Below are 17,333 nucleotides of genomic sequence, written 5' to 3' on the forward strand. Positions count from 1 at the left end.
GGGGGGGGTTTTTTTTTTTTCAATAAACCCCTCCCTAAATCTCCCCCCCCGCCCGCCGCGGGGGGGCGGGCGGGGGGGGTTTTGGGGGGGGGGGCGCCCCCCCCCCCCCCCACGACCCGGGAGTGGACGCAATTGCTCGCGCTGACGGTGCGCGTGGCGTCGTTGCCCGGACTGCTGCCCACCTCGACCGTGTTCGGCGTCAAGGAGGAGTTGCCCGACGATCCGGAGCCCGGGACGGTCGGATTGCTGGTCGCCGAGGGGCCTGTCATCGGTGCCGAGGCCGTGACGCCGGAGCGATTCGCGGATCGCCGGCCGTCGGCGCTCATCATGTTGCATCCCCCCTCGGAGACGACTCCGACGCTGCCCGAGAATACGGGCGCTGCGTCGGGGTGTGTGTTGCTTCCGGGCCTTCCCTATCTGGGCCTCGACCACCGGGCAGCCTGGGTGGAAGCGGAGCCGGACGGTACGGTGACGTCCCTGGTGAGCAGGGTCGGAGTCGATCCGAGCAGCGACCCCGACACCGCAATTCTGGCGATGCTGCTGGCCGCGTGACCCGCACCCGCATAAGAGAGTTCGGTTCTCCGAAACTGAGCATGCCCTTTACCGATGCGTTGTCGGGCCGGTATCGTTTGCTTCGCGAAGGGGAGTAGCCCCCAATCGCCGAGTCGACATACTGGCGGCGCCGCGCAGGCGGGCCGCCCGGCACGGCGAACCGGACGGTCGTCCGGTGGGCGAGACCTTCGGCCGTCGGCGCACCGTGCGCCCGACGTCCGGAGGAAGCCCTATTTTCCTCCAGCGGGTGAGGAGGAATGCCGATGTGGTCCGCCGTCGTACTGAGCTTCGCAGTCATCTTCGTTGCCGAACTGGGCGACAAATCCCAGTTGATGGCCATGACGTTCGCGTTGCGATACCGCTGGTGGGTCGTGCTGTCCGGCATCCTGTTCGCCACGACAGCCGTGCATCTCGTATCCGTGGCCGTCGGTCACTACCTCGGCGTCGCCATTCCCGCCGTCGCCATGTCCATCGTCGGCGGCATCGCGTTTCTGTTCTTCGGTCTGTGGACCTTGCGAGGAGATTCGCTCGACGACGCCGAACAATCGAAGGCCGGGCGCATGGTGCGTTCCGCGTTCCTGGCCGTGGTCTCCGCCTTCTTCCTCGCGGAACTCGGCGACAAGACGATGCTCGCGACCATCACCCTCGCCGCCGACAACGACTGGATGGGCGTGTGGATCGGATCGACCGTCGGCATGGTTGCCGCCGACGCGCTCGCGATCATTGCCGGTGTGGCGCTGGGCCGTCACATGCCGGAGAACGCCATCCGGCTCGGCGCGTCCGCGTTGTTCTTCGGGTTCGGCGCGTGGATGCTCGGCGACGGACTCGCGCCGGACTCGCCCGTGGTCGGTCCGGTCGCCGGAGGGATCACCCTCGTCCTCGCCGCTGCGGCGTCGGTCGTCGTCGGGAGGCGGGCGGCACGCCGGACGACTGCGGAGGTTCCGGCTCCCGTCGAGCCCTGATCTCCACCCGGCTTCCTGAGCGTGACCAACGACACCCGCTGAGCTCCGCAGGTCAGGAGTCCGACTTCTCCAGAAGAGTATGCTTGCCGATAGGCAAATACTTGTTCGAGGAGTTGAATGACGCCACCGATAGGAAGCCCACACTTCGACGACGACGACATCCACCGCTTACGCATCGCCCTCGGCCGGATCGCCCGGAGTGTCGGCCGATCCGCAGCCGACGAGGGGCTCACCCGGTCCCAGTCCTTGCTGCTGACGACCGTGGCGAAACACGGGACGATCGGGGTGCGCGAACTCGCGGAGCTCGAGGGACTCAACCCCACGATGTGCTCGCGGATGGTCGGCAAGCTCGAAGAGGCACAACTCGTCACACGTTCCTCCGACGCCGGCGACAAGCGCGTCGTGCGGATCCACATCACCCGGGCGGGGTCCCAGCTGTCGGATGAGCTGCGCGCTCGCCGGACGGCGATGTTCGCCCGGCACCTGGCGGAACTGGACGACGACCGGCTCGACGCACTCCACGACGCCCTGCCCGCCCTCGAAGCACTCGGTGAGCGGATGTGCCGGGGACGGGAGGTGCGTGAGTGACCGTCATCGACGACATCCGCGGACAGACCTTCGCGGCCCTCCGCGGACCCAACTTCCGCCGCTACATCGGCGGTCAGGCGATTTCGCTCGTCGGCACATGGATGCAGACCATCGCCCAGTCGTGGCTCGTCCTGCAGCTGACCGGCTCGGCCACCGCCATCGGCATCGTCCTCGCGCTGCAAACCGTGCCGATGCTGATCCTCGGCCCGTACGGCGGGGTCATCGCGGACCGCACCGACAAACGGCGGCTCATGATCGGGCTGCAGAGCCTCATGGGTGTGCAGGCACTCGTGCTGGGTCTGCTCGTCGTGACCGGAAACGTCGAGTTGTGGCACGTCTACGTCCTCGCCGTACTGCTCGGCCTCAACCAGTGCTTCGAGAACCCCGCACGGCAGTCGTTCATGCTCGAGATGGTCGGGCCCGATGATCTCCGCAACGCGGTGAGCCTCCAATCGGTGCTCGCCTCGTGTTCGCGCATGATCGGCCCGGCGGTCGCAGGCATCGTGATCGCCGCAGGCGGCATCGGACTGTGCTTCCTGCTCAACGCGGCAAGCTTCGTCGCCGTCGTCACGTCGTTGCTGACACTCGACGTCTCGAAACTCGTGCCGTCACCACCCGCGGCCCGCGCGCGCGGCCAGCTACGCGAGGGACTCGCCTACGTGCGGCGCACACCCGATCTCGCGGTGCCTCTGCTGATGATGGCGCTGGTGGGCTGTCTCGCCTTCGAGTTCCAGGTCGTGCTTCCGGTCCTCGCCGACCAGACTTTCGACGCGGGTGCCGAGGCGTACGGCTTGCTCACCGCGGCGATGGGCGCGGGATCGGTGGTCGGTGGTCTCGTAGTCGCGACCTGGGGGCACACCGGCACCAAGCCTCTCGTCCTGACGGCGCTCGCATTCGGTGTCGCAATGGCCGTGGCTGCGGCGTCCCCGACCATGCCCATCCTGGTAGCGACGATGGTCGTCGTCGGCGCTCTGAGCGTGACGTTCACGTCCACCACCAACAGCACGCTCCAGCTCACAGCCGCGCCGACCATGCGTGGCCGGGTGATGGCCCTCTGGTCGGTCGCATTCCTCGGTTCCACCGCGATCGGCGGTCCCATCGCCGGCTGGGTCTGCGAGCAGGGCGGCGGACGAGCCGGGCTGTTGCTGGGAGCGGGCGCGTGCCTCGTCGCCGCCGCGATGGGTGCCGCGGTGATGCGCCGACGGGCTGCGTCCGAGCTGACACCTGCACGCTAGGGTTCGTGACGGACCACACACGCGTGCCGCAAGGCCCGGACGAGGAGTTACGAACAGTGGAAATTCAGGGATCTGCCGCACTGGTGACCGGCGCCGCATCCGGCCTCGGTGCCGCCACCGCCCGTCGCCTCACCGACGCGGGGGCCACCGTCTTCGGTCTCGACCTCGAACAGTCGATCGAGCGCGTCGGCGACGCGGCACCCGAAGGCGTCACGCTCATCCCCACCGACGTGACCAGCGCCGAGGGCGTTCAGTCCGCAGTCGACCGCATCGTCGAGTCGGGACTGCCGCTGCGCACCGTCGTCAACTGCGCCGGCGTCGGCTGGGCCGGCCGGATCCTGTCGAAGAACGGGCCGCACGACCTCGAACTGTTCCGCACGGTCATCACCGTCAACCTGCTCGGCACCTTCAACGTCATGCGTCTCGCCGCCGACGCGATCGCCAAGACCGAGCCGGTCGACGAGTCCGGCCAGCGCGGCGTCGTCATCAACACCGCGTCCGTCGCAGCGTTCGAGGGCCAGGTCGGGCAGATCGCCTACTCCGCGTCGAAGGGCGGCGTGCACGGCATGACCGTTCCCGCAGCGCGCGACCTCGCGCAGTACGGCATCCGCGTCAACACCATCGCGCCGGGCATCGTCGACACCCCGATGCTCGCCGGGGTCACCGAGGAGTACCGCAAGGGCCTCGAGGCGGGCGTGCCGTTCCCGTCGCGCCTCGCACAGCCTGCCGAGTACGCACAGCTCGTGCAGATGATCGTCGAGCACGACTACCTCAACGGCGAGACCATCCGCATGGATGGTGCGCTGCGCATGGCGCCGCGCTGATCCGCGACGCACAACGCTTTCCACGCCGGCGCGGTGGAGTCACGTACTGCGTGCCCACCGCGTCGTCGCGCGCGGTCAGAGATCGTCGATGTGCGGAATCTCGAGCACCGCACGATCGGACATCCACTCCCGCAGGATCTTGGTCGCGACCACGTCGTCCTCGTTGTACTCGAGCAGCCGCGCGCGCTGACTGGGGTCCGGTTCGCCGTCCAGTCCGACCGCCTCGCGGTACCAGCTCATCGACGCCTCTCCCCCGGCCTCGTCGTCGCGCCAGTGGTGACCCGCGATCGGGGCGACCTTCTTGAGCCCCTTCCCGTTCGGGCACACGAACTGGTCGGTGACGGCCTGGTAGATGTCCACCCATTCGGATGATCCGATGAACGCCTTGATCTCCGCTTCGGGGGGCACACCCGGAAAACCGCGGAACCGCCGCGCCGACGACAACAACCACTTGTCTTCCGCCGACCTCGAATAGCAGTAGGCCGCAAAGGTTTTCCCACGACGCTCGGCAGTACGCCGCTGGTCCGACAACCACGCCCAGAACTCGGCGAACGACCGTGCCTCGTCGTCGGTGGGTACCGGAACCCAGGTCGCGAACGGCCGGTACTCCGACTGCGATCCGGAGTTGAGCAGCGTCCCCCACAGATACGCGCCGTGCTCGTGAAAGCTCTCCATGTCGACATCGACCTCGATGTCGGCGCGGTGGACGTGCACGTGGCGATAGCGGCGGACGAGGGGGGCGCCCGCGAGCCACGCCTTCGCGATCACCACCGCGTCCTCGAAGGGACCCTGCGGCCAGATCTCGGGCGGTTCGCCTTCCCAACCCGCGAGACCGTCGATCGTGTGGACTCCGAGTTCGCGGAGGACTTCGGCGCGCTGACCCGACGCCACCAGCGACACGTCGCGTTCGCGGGTGAGTTCGGCCCGGCACCGATCCCACCACGGGCACGTCCTGCACTCCCCGATCTGCGACGGTTTCGTCGGCGTCCGGCCGCGGGCGATCTCGACGCGATCGGTCAACCGGGCGTCGTAGTCGTCGAGGACCGCGGTCAGGTCGTGCACCAGAATGCAGTCACCGCCGTACCCGATCGCACCCCCGACGTGCCCGGGACTCGCGAGACCGTGTCGCTCGAGCATCCGGTACAGGTGCGCGAGGCGCATCTGGTCGCGGACCTGGCTGCGTACTTTGCGGGTCTGGTCCACCACGGGCTTCCACTCGAACATCCCGGTGGTCGTGGCGCCCTGGCCGGGATCGGTGACCTTGTGGTTCACGACGATCACCGGGATGTAACCCCCGCGCACGGTGTCGCGCAGCAGAATCTCCGACCTGCCCCGGCGTCCGGTGTCGACCTCGACGGGCAGCACCGCACCCCAGATCCGGTCGGCGCCGGCGCGACACGCCTCGAGAGTCTGTTCTGCGCGCTGCGACATCGAGCCGTCGGGGCCGATGAGCACCCAGCCCTCGGGGTCCGCCTCGAACAAGTGCTGACGGATCGCCTCACGGTGGGCGGCGGCGGCCTCCTGGCGCTGCCGCGCACCCGCATTCTCGGCGGCACCTGCCAGTTCGTGAGGGAATGTCGCGTCCAGATACACGCGGTGCCGGCACCGCGTCAGCGCACTCGCCTCGACGGAAACGGGTGTTCGCCGCAAATCACGGGTTGGCTCCACAGCGCTCCAGGGTATTCGCTGCGCACGGATCGCCTCGCACCAGCACCATCACGTTAGGCTGACGCGGGGCGCCGGAGCGTCGTGTCGTACCGAATGGAGGGTGCTGTTCGATGGGGTTGTTCACACGGAAACGTCGCGCCACTCGCAAGGCGGAAGCCAAAGCTCTCAAGCACAGGGCGAAGCTCGAAGCGAAGCTGGTGGCGAAGAACCAGCTCAAGAACGACCGGCGAGCAGCGAAAGCGCAGCAGAAGCTGAGCAAGAAACTGGCGAAGTCGCAGGTCAAGCTCGATCAGGAACTGCTGAATTCGCAGGCGAAGATCGAGAAGGAACAGATCGCAACGCTCAAGGCACAGAAGAAGGCCGCAGAGAGCCAGGGCCTGACCGCAGCCAAGGTGCGCCGGTACCTCGGTGTCGCCCGCTTGCTCGCGCCGGTGCTCGTTCCGATCGTCTACCAGGCGGTCACGGCGTTGCGCGGTCAGCTCGACGCGCGGCGGGCACAGCAACTCGGTGTCCCCATCGACGAGCTCGGCTCGTACACGGGCCGCGGTGCGCGCCTGAGTGCACGGATCGCCGGCGCCGAACAGTCGCTCACCAAGATCGAGTCCCTGCACCCGAAGGATGCCGAGACGCAGAAGTTCGCCGCGGCGATCCGCGGTCGTCTCACCGACCTGACCGCGGCGGTGCAGGCTGCCGAGCAGATGCCCGGGGCGCGCCGGAAGTCGGCGCACGCCGCGATCTCGTCCGAGCTCGACGGCATCGAGGCCGATCTGCTCGCCCGGCTCGGGGTCCGCTGACCCGGACGTGAACACGAACCCGGCCCTCCTCGGCAGCACCGCGGGCATCACGACCGCGGCGCTGGCTGCGGCTGCGCACGGCGCGGCCGGTGGCGGTGTGCCCACGGGCCCCGCCTCGGCACTGCTGGTCGCAGTCGCCGCGGGGGTCGGGATCGTGGGCGCGTACGTGCCCACGTTGCCGCCGATCGCGCTTCTCACCGTCGGGCAACTCGGCACCCACGCCGTTCTCTCCGCCCTCACCGAGGGTCACCCGCACACGTCGGGATCGATGTTCGCCGCACACCTCGTCGCCGTCGCAGGCTGCGCGGTGCTGCTGGTCGCCGCCGCCCGTCTCTTCGACGCGTGCAGTACCGCGATCCGGGCCGTAACGCTGCGGCTCGGCGGCGTACACGCGCCGGCGTCTCTCGCCCCGACGAGAACGACCGACCCGCTGGTCTGGGGCCGCGCTCCCCCGGCGATCTCCCGGAGAGGTCCTCCGGTCGCGCGGTGACGCGCAGCCGTATTCGTTCTCCGAGAAAGATCCACCCATGAAGACATCACCTACCCGTGCCCTCGTCGGCGCGGGTGCCACCGCTGTGCTGATGCTGGCCGGTTCCGGTCTCGCGTCCGCACATGTCACGGTCGTCGCACCGGGCGCCGAGCAGGGTGGTTACACCGTGCTGACGTTCCGCGTGCCCACCGAATCCGACACCGCCGGTACCACTGCGGTGTCGGTCGGCCTGCCCGGTCTGAAGTCGGCACGCACCGAACCACTGCCCGGCTGGTCCGCGACGATCGAGAAGGATCCCGACACCCAGCTCGCCACCGCCGTCACCTGGACCGCGGATCCGGGAGTCGCCGTCGGTCCGGGCGAGTTCCAGCAGTTCGTGCTCTCGGCCGGGCCACTCCCCGACGAGGCGGAGGTGTCGTTTCCCGCGGTACAGACCTACAGCGACGGTGAGGTCGTCGCGTGGGACCAGCTCACGACCGGGGACACCGAACCCGAACGTCCCGCTCCGAGCCTGACACTCGCCGCGAGCAGCAGCGACGGGCACGGCGGCGGAGCGCACACCACCGGCACCGACGCCGGCACCACGTCGGACGAGTCGGGCACCGATGTCACTGCACGGTGGCTCGGCGGCATCGGTCTCGTCCTCGGTGCGCTGGGCGTGGCCCTCGGCCTCGGCGCCGTGATCCGGGGACGGCGCTCATGAGACGCCTCTTCGTCGTTCTCGCAGCGTTGTTCACCGCACTGGCGCTCTCGGCCGGTCCCGCGTCGGCGCATTCCGTGGTGCTGTCGAGCTCGCCGGAGGACGGCGAGCAGATCGCGCAGGCACCCGAGCGGGTGAGCGTGACGTTCAACGAGCCGCTGCAGGAGCAGTTCGCGGCGATCACCGTCGTCGGACCGGACGGCAACCTGTGGTCCGTGGGCGACCCCGCCGTCGAAGGCTCCACCGTCAGTGTCGCTGTGGACGGCCTCGGTCCGGTCGGCGAGTACACCGTGGCCTTCCGGGTGACATCCGCCGACGGGCATCCCGTCAGCGGTACCCGCACCTTCACCCTCACGCAGGAGGGCACCGGCGCGCCCGGGAAGCCGGCGTCCGGCACGTCCGACACATCCGAGACGGCCGACGGCAATGAGAGCGGCGACAGCGGACCCGCCGTGTGGTGGTTCGTCGTCACCGGTGCGGTCGTGATCGCCGCCGGACTGGCCTTCGCCCTTCGCAAGCCGAAGGCATGATCGGATGATCTCGGTGCGCCGGCGGTGGCTGCTCGGTGCCGCCGCCGGTGTACTCGCCGGCACCGTCGCCGGAGTGGCCTGCGGCTGGATGCTCGCGACCCCGGAGGCATCCAGCTGGGTTCGGGCACTGTCGGTGGGCACAGGATCGACCGTGCTCGGTATCGCGGTCCTCGCCGCGATGATCCGCGGTGAGCGCCGGCCCGGAATCGAACCCGACGACGTGTGGCGCGCGATCGCCGCGCTGAGCGGAGTGTGGCTCGCGCTCGAATCCGTCCAGCTCGTCCGGGAGGCCGCGTCTGCGGTCGCCGTGCCGGTGGGCGACCTGCGCGCCGGCTTGTTCGCCGAATACCTCTCGACTCCCGGTTCCGGGCGCGTCGAAGCGGCCGCCTGGCTGTGCGTCGCCGTGTGCGGCATCGTCGCGGTGGTGGCGTACCGGCGGTCGGCGACGTGGTCCACCGCACCGGTACTGGTGTTCGCGGCGCTGGCGCTGATCGCGCGGCCCGCGACCGGGCACATGGCTCAGCAGACGCTCGGTTCCCTGCTCAATGCCGCGCACGTCCTGGCTGCAGCCGTCTGGTTCGGGGTGCTGGCGGCACTGGCCCTCCTCGTGCGCAGACGCGGTACGTGGGCGCAGCTACTACCGCGCTACTCGTCGCTCGCACTGCGATGTGTGGCAGTCCTCGCGGTGACCGGCGCCATCGACGCTGCTGTCCGGATCGGGTCGCCGAGCGGATTGTTCGGCACGGGCTACGGCCGCATCGTGCTGGCGAAGACCGCTGTGCTCGCGGTGTTACTGGTGCTGGCGTGGACCTGGCGCCGAACGTGGGTGCCGGGGGCTGTATCGCACCGCGTCACCGCCGAGGAGTCGCTCCGCAACGCGGTCGTGGAGGTGTGCGGCATCGCCGTCGTCTTCGGCCTCGCCGCTGCCCTCGCCACCGCCTCCTGAGCCACCGCCTCCTGAGCTACCGCCTCCTGAGCTGCCGTCACTGCCCCAAGCCGGCGGCGCGGCGCAGGTCACCGACCAGCGACCGGAGCGCGTCGTCACGGTTCGATCGGGCGCGGAGAACCGCGGACGGATGGATGGTCACCACCACCGACGGATCCTGCTCGCCGCGCACCTCGTCGGGCAGGCGCAACACTTCACCGCGGTGTTCGGTGAGCCTGAATCCGTTGCCCAGCAGCGCTTGCGCCGCGCTCGCGCCCAGACACACGACCACCTCGGGCCGTATCGCCTCGAGTTCGGCCAGCAGCCAGGGGCGGCACGCCGCTATCTGTCCGCCCGACGGCTTCTTGTGGATGCGGCGCTTACCGTTCACCGAACGGTCGAAGCGGAAGTGTTTGACGGCGTTGGTCACATAGACCGAGCCGCGATCGACACCCGCCTGCTCGAGGGCCTTGTCGAGCAGATACCCCGCCGGTCCGACGAACGGCTCGCCGGCGCGGTCCTCCTGGTCTCCCGGTTGCTCGCCGACGAGGAGCATCCGTGCGCTCTCGGGCCCCGCTCCGAAGACGGTTCGGTCGGCGGCCTTGTACAAGTCGCATCCGCGGCAACCGCGCGCCGCCGCCGCGAGTGCGGGCACCGCGCGTGTCTCGGGTAGGTACTCCTGGGCACCGGGATAGCTCACCACGACGACGAGATACCCCCGGACGCCGCCGATCCACGCGCGCGGCGACACGAGCGTCCGGGGTGCCGACGGGCGGTGTTATCGACGACGAACTCGTGGAACCACCGGCCTGCGAGACCCGCGACGGTCATCGCGTTGCCGATGACGATGCCGCCGAGCGCCGGCGCGTACAACGACGCGAACCTGTGCGGAACCCCGAACACCCACAACACCGACGTGGCCACCGCTGTGAGCGCGAGGACACCGATCAGTGTGCGGAGGAGAACGTCAGGGTCGTCGATCATCGGTTCGAGCGTGTCCACCCGGTCACGCCACGGCGGCGCCGTGCGCGATACGGTCGAAGCATGGCACGCAAGTCCGCTGTTCGCCGTCACGAACCCGAGTCCGACGACTACCTCTACGAGCCCACCGAACGGAGGATCCGGGGGCAATTGTTCGATCGGACGATCGTCGACAGCAGCCGGGCTCTGCTGGTCTGGGCGCCGGGGAAGCCGGTGCCGTTCTACGCGTTCCCCCGCGACGACGTCCGGCTCGATCTGATCGCGGCGTCACTGTCCCCAAGTCGCAGCCGACCGGATGTGTGGCAGTGGTACGACGTCGCGATCGACGAGCAACGCGCGTATTCGGTGGTTTACCAACTCGACGTCGACGGTCTGGAGGATCGCCTGATCTTCCAGTGGTTCCGGCACGGGGAGACGGGGCCGGGTGACGAGGTCGACGAAGGCGAACGCTGGTTCGAGGAGGAGACAGAAGTGTTCACCCATCCACGCGACCCGCACCATCGGGTCGATGCTTTGCGCAGCGGGCGCCACGTTCGGGTCGAGATCGGCGGCACAGTGGTCGGCGAGACGCGCAATCCGGTGCTCGTCTTCGAGACGGGATTGCCCACCCGCTACTACCTGCCACCGGACGATGTCGATTTCTCTGTCCTCGAGGAATCCGAGTGGCGGACGAGTTGCCCCTACAAGGGGACCGCGCGGTATTGGTCGTTCGTCGGCCAGCCTCCCGCGGAGAACGTGGCGTGGTCGTATCCCGAGCCGTTTGCCGCGGTCGCCGACATCGAGGGCTACCTGTGCTTCTACGACGACGCCGCGGAGATCACCGTCGAGGACTGACCGCAGCACCGCGCGCACCGGTAATGTTGTTCTCATAGAGAGAGAACAACATTTGCAGATTCCTATATTTGCACTAATGTAAAACTTCATGACTGCAGCGGAGCCCAGGGGCCAGGACGCGAAAGGTTCCCATCGCGAGCGCAAGCGGGCCCGCACGTGGGCCGCAATCCATCTCGCCGCGGCCGAGTCCGCCGCCGTGCACGACCGCCTCTCGGACGTGACAGTGGAAGCGGTCGCGGAACGGGCCGAGATCTCGCCGCGCACCTTCTTCAACTACTTCAGGTCGAAGGAGGACGCCGTCCTGGGCCAGCAGGCACCGGTGATCCACGACGACATCGCCGACGGTTTCCACATCGAGGCGGGTGACGACGTCGTCGAGAAGGTCGCGTTCCTGTTGCTCGCGGTGTTCCGCACCTCGGTCCACCGCCTCATCACGTACGGCGAATACGTCACGCTGCTCGACCGCCACCCGGAACTGGCGCGCCGGCGCCTTCAGCACATCGATGCCGTGGAGGCACTCGTCGCCGACCTCGTCACCGCACGCCTCGCCGAGTCTCAGACGCCCGGCACCTCCCCCGACGGACACGACGGGCACACCGTCGAAGAGACAGCCCTGCTGATCGTGACGGTCGCCGGTGCCGTGATGCGCACCGCGATGGCTCCCGTGCTCGACCTGCGGAACGGGACCGAGGGCGACGCGGACTCGATCCTCCGCCGCACCTGCGCACACTTCAGGGAGGTCACGCGAGCGTGAATGCCACCGCCACCGCCGCGCCGCGCAGCCACACCGAATTCGACCGCCGCGCAATCACCTTCATCTTCATCGGACTGATGGCGACGATGCTCGTCGCGTCGCTCAACCAGACCGTGCTCAACCCCGCGCTCCCCACCATCGTCGGCGAACTCCACGGTGTCGACAAGATGCTGTGGATCGTCACCGCGTACATCCTCGCGTCCACGATCACGATGCCGATCTACGGAAAACTCGGAGATCTGTTCGGCCGCAAGCCACTTCTGCTGACCGCCCTGACCATCTTCCTGGTGGGCTCGACCATCAGCGCGTTCGCAGGAGATATCACGTGGTTGATCATCGGCCGCGCCGCCCAGGGTGCGGGCGGTGGCGGACTGATGGTGTTGTCGCAGGCCACTGTCGCCGACGTGATTCCGGCCCGGCAACGCGGAAAGTACCTGGGCATCATGAGCAGTGTCTTCGCGGTGTCCTCGGTCGCCGGTCCCCTGCTCGGCGGCTGGTTCACCGAGGGACCGGGATGGCGGTGGGTCTTCTACATCAACCTCCCGCTGGGCGTACTCGCCTTCATCGCGGTGGCGTTCTTTCTACGGCTACCCCGCACCCGCAACTCGCGGCCCCGCATCGACGTCGCCGGGATGACGGTCCTGTCCCTCGCCACGACGCTTCTCGTCTTCGTCGCCACCTGGGGCGGCTCGCGTTACCCGTGGACCTCTCCCGTGGTGCTGGGTCTCATCGCGGGGACGCTCGCCACGGCAGTTCTGTTCCTGTTCATCGAAAGCCGTGCGGCAGAACCTATTCTGCCGCTGCACCTGTTCCGGGACCGCAACTTCGACGTGAGCACCCTCGCCGGTCTCCTCAACAGCATCGCGTTGTTCGGTGTCGCGGCATACATGCCGACCTACCTGCAGATGGTGGCCGGACGGAGCGCAACGGTCGCTGGCCTGCTCATGTTCCCGATGATGGGATCGATGCTGATCACCTCGACGCTGGCCGGACGTGTGGTGAGCCGGACCGGCCGATACAAGGTGACGCCCATCGTCGGCTCGGTGCTCGTCGCGGTGGCGATGCTGTTGCTGTCCCTGCTCACCGTGGACACACCGATCTGGGTGCTGTGCTGCTTCCTCGCCGTGCTGGGGATCGGGCTGGGCGCATCCATGCAGATCATGGTGCTCGTCGTGCAGAACTCGTTCCCGGTCGAAGAGGTCGGCACCGCCACGGCGGGAAACAACTACTTCCGGCAGATCGGAGCGACGCTCGGTTCGGCCGTGGTCGGCAGCGTGTTCGCCACCCGCCTGAGTGTTCTTCTCCTGGAGCGGGTCCCGGAAGGGGGCCTCGCCGCGGAGGACGCCAATTCCCTCACCCCGGCCATGGTGCACACGCTGCCCGACGCCGTGCAGCAGCCGATCCTCGAGTCCTACAACGATGCCCTCACACCGATCTATCTGGCGATCGGCCCGTTGGCGATGGTGGCCGCGGTACTGCTGTGCTTCGTCGTCGAGAAGCCCCTCGCGACCACCATCACGCGGCGTACGGACCCGGCCGTCAGCGACCCGGCAGCCACGCCATCGCCTTGACGAGCGGGGGCAGCATCTTGGCCCAGACCTGCCTCGGAAGGCCGCGCGGACCGTCGAGGTTCAGCACCCGGGTGACGGCCACGGTCTGCGACTCGGTGTACTTGAGAAGCCCTTCGGCGCCGTGCCGGCGGCCCACGCCGGAGATCCCCACGCCGCCCATCGGAGCATCCATGCTGCCCCACGCCGGTGCGTAACCCTCGTCGACGTTGACAGTGCCGGCGCGAACCTTCGCCGCGATCTCTTCGCCCTGCGCCTTGGTCGCCGCCCACACGGAGGCATTGAGCCCGTACTCGGTGTCGTTCGCACGCCGGATCGCTTCGTCGACGTTGTCGACCGGGTACACCGACACGACCGGACCGAAGGTTTCGTCGCGGTAGCACTCGGCGTCCTCGGGAACGTCGGTGAGCACGGTCGGTTCGTAGAACAGCGGACCGAGGTCGGGGCGGGCCTTGCCGCCTGCCACCAGCGTCGCGCCCTTCGCCACCGCATCGTCGACGTGGCCCGACACCGTCTTGACCTGGGTCTCGTTGACGAGGGAGCCCATCTCGTTGTCGAAGTCGTAGGACGCTCCGAGCTTGATCGCGCGCACGCGGTCGCCGAACATCCGCAGGAACTCCGGAGCGATCGACTTCTCGACGTAGATACGTTCGATGGAGATGCACAACTGCCCGGAGTTCGAGTAGCACGCGCGCACGGCCGCGTCGGTGACCTTGCGCAGGTTCGCTCCCGCGGTGACGATCATCGGGTTCTTGCCACCGAGTTCGGCGGAGAACCCGATCAGGCGCCGACCGGCCTGCTCGGCGAGCAACCGGCCCGTCTGCGAGGAACCGGTGAACATCAGGTAGTCCGAGTTCTCGACGATCGCCGTGCCCACCACCGATCCGGGGCCGGGCACCACGGCGAACACATCGCGCGGCACGCCTGCCTCGTACAGCAGTTCGGCGACTGCGAGAGCGCAGTACGGCGTCTGACTGTCGGGCTTGAGCACCACCGCGTTGCCCGCGAGCAACGCGGGAATCGCGTCGGACACCGCAAGGGTCATCGGGTAGTTCCACGGCGCGATGACGCCGACGACACCCTTCGGATGGTGCAGAACCGTGGTCTTCGTCAGGACGGGAAGCATCCCGGTCGCCCGGCGGGGCTCGAGCAGTTTCGGAGCGACGCGCGCGTAGTGGCGCGCCGTCATCGAGATGTCGAGCACCTCCTCCTGCGCGGACGTTCGGGACTTACCCGTTTCCGCCTGAGCCATGTCCATCAGCCGGTCGCGCCGCGCGAAAACCAGTTCGCGGTAACGGAGGATGATCTCCGCGCGCTCGGCGACGGGCATCCGCGCCCAGGCCGCCTGCGCCGTGCGGGCACGATCGATCGCCGCCTTTGCGTCGTCGGCGGTTCCGACGGGAATGGACGCGATCTCCTTCCCGGTGAACGCCTCGACGACAGGCCGCGTGGGCCGGTCCGCCGTGTCGGGAATGGCGATGAGATCGGCGAGACGTGCGAAGGTCGCAGCGCTCGGAGCAGGCATAAGACACCCCTACCGGTGAGTAGTTCTCGGAGTTACACCAAACGTACCCTCGGAAGGTGGCCCCTGTCACAACCGCCCGCCTCCGTTCGGGTCGTGAGTCGCCCCGCGAAACCGGGCCTCCCGCGCGGCACGGCTTCCTAGACTGGGGCATATGACCACATCGAAGGGCATACCCGATGAGAAGGTCGATCGAGACAAGATCGAGAACCGGGCGCCCTCTGTGGCCCACATGTTCCTCGACCGCATCACCGCGTCTCCCGATGCCGAGGCCTTCCGGTTTCCGATGGGTGCGGAGGAATGGATCGGGGTCACGTGGGCTCAGACGGGTGAGCGCGTGCGCCTGCTCGCCGCCGGTCTCATCGCGCTCGGTATCCAACCCGAGGACCGTGTTTCCCTCGCCTCGACCACGCGGTACGAGTGGGTGCTCGCCGACCTCGCAGTGATGTGCGCCGGCGCGGCCACGACCACGGTCTACCCCACCACGAACGCCCACGACGTCGCGTTCATCGTGGCGGATTCGGGAAGCCGGGTCGTCATCGCCGAGGACGCCGACCAGGTCGGCAAGCTGGTCCAGCACCGGGACGAACTGCCGGATGTCTCCGCGGTGGTGATCGTCGACGGCCACGGGGACGGCGACTGGGTACTCGGTTACGACGATCTCGAGGACCTGGGACGCACGCTGCTCGCCGAGAACCCGAACGCCGTCTCCGACCGTATCCAGCGGATCCGGCCGGATCACCTCGCGACCCTCATCTACACGTCGGGGACCACGGGAAAGCCCAAGGGTGTTCGTCTGCCGCACTCGGCCTGGACGTACGAGGCCGCCGCGATCGACGCCATCGGCCTCCTCGGTCCCGACGACCTCCAATACCTGTGGCTTCCGTTGTCGCACGTGTTCGGGAAGGTGCTGCTGACCCTTCCCCTCCAGATCGGTTTTCCGACAGCGGTGGACGGGCGAGTCGACAAGATCGTCGAGAACCTCGCGGTCGTGCACCCGACGTTCATGGGGGCGGCACCACGGATCTTCGAAAAGGCGCATGCCCGAATCGAATCCATGATGGAAGACGAGGGTGGTGCGAAGAAGAGGATCTTCGACTGGGCCGTCGGCGTCGGGCTGAAGATGTCGCAGGCCCGGCAGGACGGCAGGTCCCCGGGGGCGCGCGACAAGCTCGGCTACGCGCTCGCCGATCGACTCGTGTTCTCCACCGTTCGCGAGCGGTTCGGCGGCAGGTTGCGCTTCTTCATCTCCGGTTCCGCGCCGCTCGATCCGGACATCGGCAGGTGGTTCGACGCGGTGGGTATCCCGGTGCTCGAGGGGTACGGGCTCACCGAGACCGCGGCCGCGTCGTGTGTCAACCGTCCGGACTCCAACCGGATCGGCACGGTCGGGCGTCCGGTGCCCGGCACCGAGATCGCGGTCGCCGACGACGGCGAGGTGCTCATCAAGGGCCCGGGCGTCATGACGGGCTATCACAATCGGCCCGACGCAACGGCCGAGTCGCTCACCGAGGACGGCTGGTTCCGCACCGGTGATATCGGCAGCATCGAGGACGGTTATCTGAAGATCACCGACCGCAAGAAGGACATGTTCAAGACCTCGCAGGGCAAGTACGTCGCGCCGTCCGCGACCGCGGCGACGTTCAAGGGGATCTGCCGGTACGCGTCGGAGATCATCGTGTACGGCGAAGGCAGGCCGTACTGCGTCGCGCTGGTGGGCCTGGACCCGGAGACCGTGACCGCATGGGCCGGGAGGAACGGCCTCGACGGCGCGAGTTTCGCGGAGATCTCACAGCACGAGAAGACGCGCGGCCTGATCTCGACGTACATCGAGGAGCTGAATCTGCATCTCAACCGATGGGAACAGGTCAAGAAGTTCACGATCATCGATCGCGAACTCACGGTGGAATCCGGCGACCTGACGCCGAGCATGAAGTTGCGCCGCAAAGTGGTGGTGGACTCGTTCTCGGACAGCCTGGTGGGTCTCTACGACTGAGGGCTTATGCTGTCGATATGAGTAGTGCACGACCTAATTTGTTTCAGCGCCTCGGATACATGGTCGGTCGCACGTTGCCGCCCGAGATGCGCGAGTGGGTTCGGAACGACATCCTCGGCCCCGGAGGCGCACGGCGCTATCTGCTGCGCTGGAACCTGCCGATCATCCCGCCGTTGATGCTGTTCCTGCTCATCCCGGGCCCGGTCTGGATCCCCTTCGCGATGATGCTGCTGCTGTACCTGCCCTGGGTCTACTTCTCGGCGGCACTCATGCCGGTGTGGCAGCGCCATCGCCTGCAGCAACACGGAATCGATCCCGAACTGCTGAGCGAGAAGGCCCGTGACCGGGCGGCCCGGGAACGCGAGGACTACGAGCGTCGCATGGGCCGGGCCGTCTGAGCCTCGGCGTCA

At 68.0% G+C, this 17,333-nt stretch carries 19 protein-coding genes; 15 read left to right on the plus strand and 4 right to left on the minus strand.

Translation table 11 applies throughout. The annotated features are described in order from the left end of the window. Window positions 1-81: 81 nt before the first annotated feature. From ACFWU2_RS00620 to ACFWU2_RS00640, 5 genes are all read left to right on the plus strand, one after another. A complete protein-coding gene (locus tag ACFWU2_RS00620) occupies window positions 82-552 on the plus strand; it encodes a peptidase (protein ID WP_378598741.1) in 471 nt (156 codons plus the stop codon). A gap of 263 nt (window positions 553-815) precedes the next feature. Next, window positions 816-1,514, plus strand: coding sequence for a TMEM165/GDT1 family protein (locus ACFWU2_RS00625; protein ID WP_378600167.1), 699 nt, complete (start codon window positions 816-818; stop codon window positions 1,512-1,514). Between the two features lie 117 nt (window positions 1,515-1,631). Beyond that, window positions 1,632-2,102: a MarR family winged helix-turn-helix transcriptional regulator gene (locus ACFWU2_RS00630; protein WP_378598744.1), complete on the plus strand. Its 471-nt coding sequence runs from the start codon at window positions 1,632-1,634 to the stop codon at window positions 2,100-2,102. Then, window positions 2,099-3,337 carry an MFS transporter gene (locus tag ACFWU2_RS00635; RefSeq protein WP_378598747.1) on the plus strand — a complete coding sequence of 413 codons (1,239 nt, stop codon included), beginning with the start codon at window positions 2,099-2,101 and terminating at the stop codon, window positions 3,335-3,337. Before ACFWU2_RS00630 ends, ACFWU2_RS00635 begins: the two co-directional genes overlap by 4 nt. Before the next feature lie 56 nt (window positions 3,338-3,393). Continuing rightward, complete coding sequence (locus ACFWU2_RS00640; RefSeq protein WP_378600171.1) at window positions 3,394-4,161, plus strand: SDR family NAD(P)-dependent oxidoreductase; 768 nt, start codon at window positions 3,394-3,396, stop codon at window positions 4,159-4,161. Between the two features lie 75 nt (window positions 4,162-4,236). On the opposite strand, the gene ACFWU2_RS00645 is transcribed toward ACFWU2_RS00640, so the two are convergent. Continuing rightward, the gene (locus tag ACFWU2_RS00645) at window positions 4,237-5,829 is read right to left on the minus strand and encodes a TM0106 family RecB-like putative nuclease (protein ID WP_378598750.1); all 1,593 of its coding nucleotides are present in this window, start codon (window positions 5,827-5,829) and stop codon (window positions 4,237-4,239) included. A gap of 110 nt (window positions 5,830-5,939) precedes the next feature. Between ACFWU2_RS00645 and ACFWU2_RS00650 the strand changes: the two genes are divergently transcribed. The 5 genes from ACFWU2_RS00650 to ACFWU2_RS00670 are packed head-to-tail and all read left to right on the plus strand — an operon-like array spanning window position 5,940 to window position 9,289. Beyond that, window positions 5,940-6,623: a DUF6474 family protein gene (locus tag ACFWU2_RS00650; protein ID WP_378598753.1), complete on the plus strand. Its 684-nt coding sequence runs from the start codon at window positions 5,940-5,942 to the stop codon at window positions 6,621-6,623. Between the two features lie 7 nt (window positions 6,624-6,630). Then, the gene (locus ACFWU2_RS00655) at window positions 6,631-7,113 is read left to right on the plus strand and encodes a hypothetical protein (protein ID WP_378598755.1); all 483 of its coding nucleotides are present in this window, start codon (window positions 6,631-6,633) and stop codon (window positions 7,111-7,113) included. Between the two features lie 37 nt (window positions 7,114-7,150). Continuing rightward, window positions 7,151-7,816: a YcnI family protein gene (locus ACFWU2_RS00660; protein ID WP_378598758.1), complete on the plus strand. Its 666-nt coding sequence runs from the start codon at window positions 7,151-7,153 to the stop codon at window positions 7,814-7,816. Further along, on the plus strand, window positions 7,813-8,343 hold the full coding sequence (locus ACFWU2_RS00665) for a copper resistance protein CopC (RefSeq protein WP_378598761.1): 531 nt from the start codon (window positions 7,813-7,815) through the stop codon (window positions 8,341-8,343). Before ACFWU2_RS00660 ends, ACFWU2_RS00665 begins: the two co-directional genes overlap by 4 nt. Window positions 8,344-8,347: 4 nt before the next feature. Further along, entirely contained in the window at window positions 8,348-9,289 is a 942-nt protein-coding gene (locus ACFWU2_RS00670; RefSeq protein WP_378598763.1) for a copper resistance D family protein, read from the plus strand. Between the two features lie 37 nt (window positions 9,290-9,326). On the opposite strand, the gene ACFWU2_RS00675 is transcribed toward ACFWU2_RS00670, so the two are convergent. Both ACFWU2_RS00675 and ACFWU2_RS00680 read right to left on the minus strand, forming a co-directional pair. Then, on the minus strand, window positions 9,327-9,971 hold the full coding sequence (locus ACFWU2_RS00675; protein ID WP_378600175.1) for a UdgX family uracil-DNA binding protein: 645 nt from the start codon (window positions 9,969-9,971) through the stop codon (window positions 9,327-9,329). Beyond that, window positions 9,965-10,252 (minus strand): hypothetical protein, encoded by a 288-nt coding sequence (locus tag ACFWU2_RS00680; RefSeq protein ID WP_378598766.1) that lies wholly within the window; start codon window positions 10,250-10,252, stop codon window positions 9,965-9,967. Before ACFWU2_RS00680 ends, ACFWU2_RS00675 begins: the two co-directional genes overlap by 7 nt. 60 nt (window positions 10,253-10,312) lie before the next feature. Between ACFWU2_RS00680 and ACFWU2_RS00685 the strand changes: the two genes are divergently transcribed. From ACFWU2_RS00685 to ACFWU2_RS00695, 3 genes are all read left to right on the plus strand, one after another. Further along, window positions 10,313-11,083 carry a DUF427 domain-containing protein gene (locus ACFWU2_RS00685; RefSeq protein WP_378598769.1) on the plus strand — a complete coding sequence of 257 codons (771 nt, stop codon included), beginning with the start codon at window positions 10,313-10,315 and terminating at the stop codon, window positions 11,081-11,083. Between the two features lie 88 nt (window positions 11,084-11,171). Then, on the plus strand, window positions 11,172-11,837 hold the full coding sequence (locus ACFWU2_RS00690) for a TetR/AcrR family transcriptional regulator (protein WP_378598771.1): 666 nt from the start codon (window positions 11,172-11,174) through the stop codon (window positions 11,835-11,837). Continuing rightward, the gene (locus ACFWU2_RS00695) at window positions 11,834-13,408 is read left to right on the plus strand and encodes an MDR family MFS transporter (protein WP_378598774.1); all 1,575 of its coding nucleotides are present in this window, start codon (window positions 11,834-11,836) and stop codon (window positions 13,406-13,408) included. Before ACFWU2_RS00690 ends, ACFWU2_RS00695 begins: the two co-directional genes overlap by 4 nt. Here ACFWU2_RS00695 and ACFWU2_RS00700 read toward each other — a convergent pair. Beyond that, the gene (locus ACFWU2_RS00700; protein WP_378598777.1) at window positions 13,377-14,930 is read right to left on the minus strand and encodes a succinic semialdehyde dehydrogenase; all 1,554 of its coding nucleotides are present in this window, start codon (window positions 14,928-14,930) and stop codon (window positions 13,377-13,379) included. The genes ACFWU2_RS00695 and ACFWU2_RS00700 overlap by 32 nt on opposite strands. A 151-nt stretch (window positions 14,931-15,081) precedes the next feature. On the opposite strand from ACFWU2_RS00700, the gene ACFWU2_RS00705 reads away from it, so the two are divergent. Together ACFWU2_RS00705 and ACFWU2_RS00710 are read left to right on the plus strand one after the other, a co-directional pair. Beyond that, window positions 15,082-16,923, plus strand: a complete 1,842-nt coding sequence (locus ACFWU2_RS00705) for an AMP-dependent synthetase/ligase (protein WP_378598780.1) — start codon at window positions 15,082-15,084, stop codon at window positions 16,921-16,923. 17 nt (window positions 16,924-16,940) lie between these two features. Further along, window positions 16,941-17,321 (plus strand): DUF5313 family protein, encoded by a 381-nt coding sequence (locus ACFWU2_RS00710; protein ID WP_378598783.1) that lies wholly within the window; start codon window positions 16,941-16,943, stop codon window positions 17,319-17,321. Window positions 17,322-17,333: the final 12 nt, after the last annotated feature.

Source organism: Rhodococcus sp. NPDC058639 (assembly GCF_042717545.1).
GTDB lineage: Bacteria > Actinomycetota > Actinomycetes > Mycobacteriales > Mycobacteriaceae > Rhodococcus.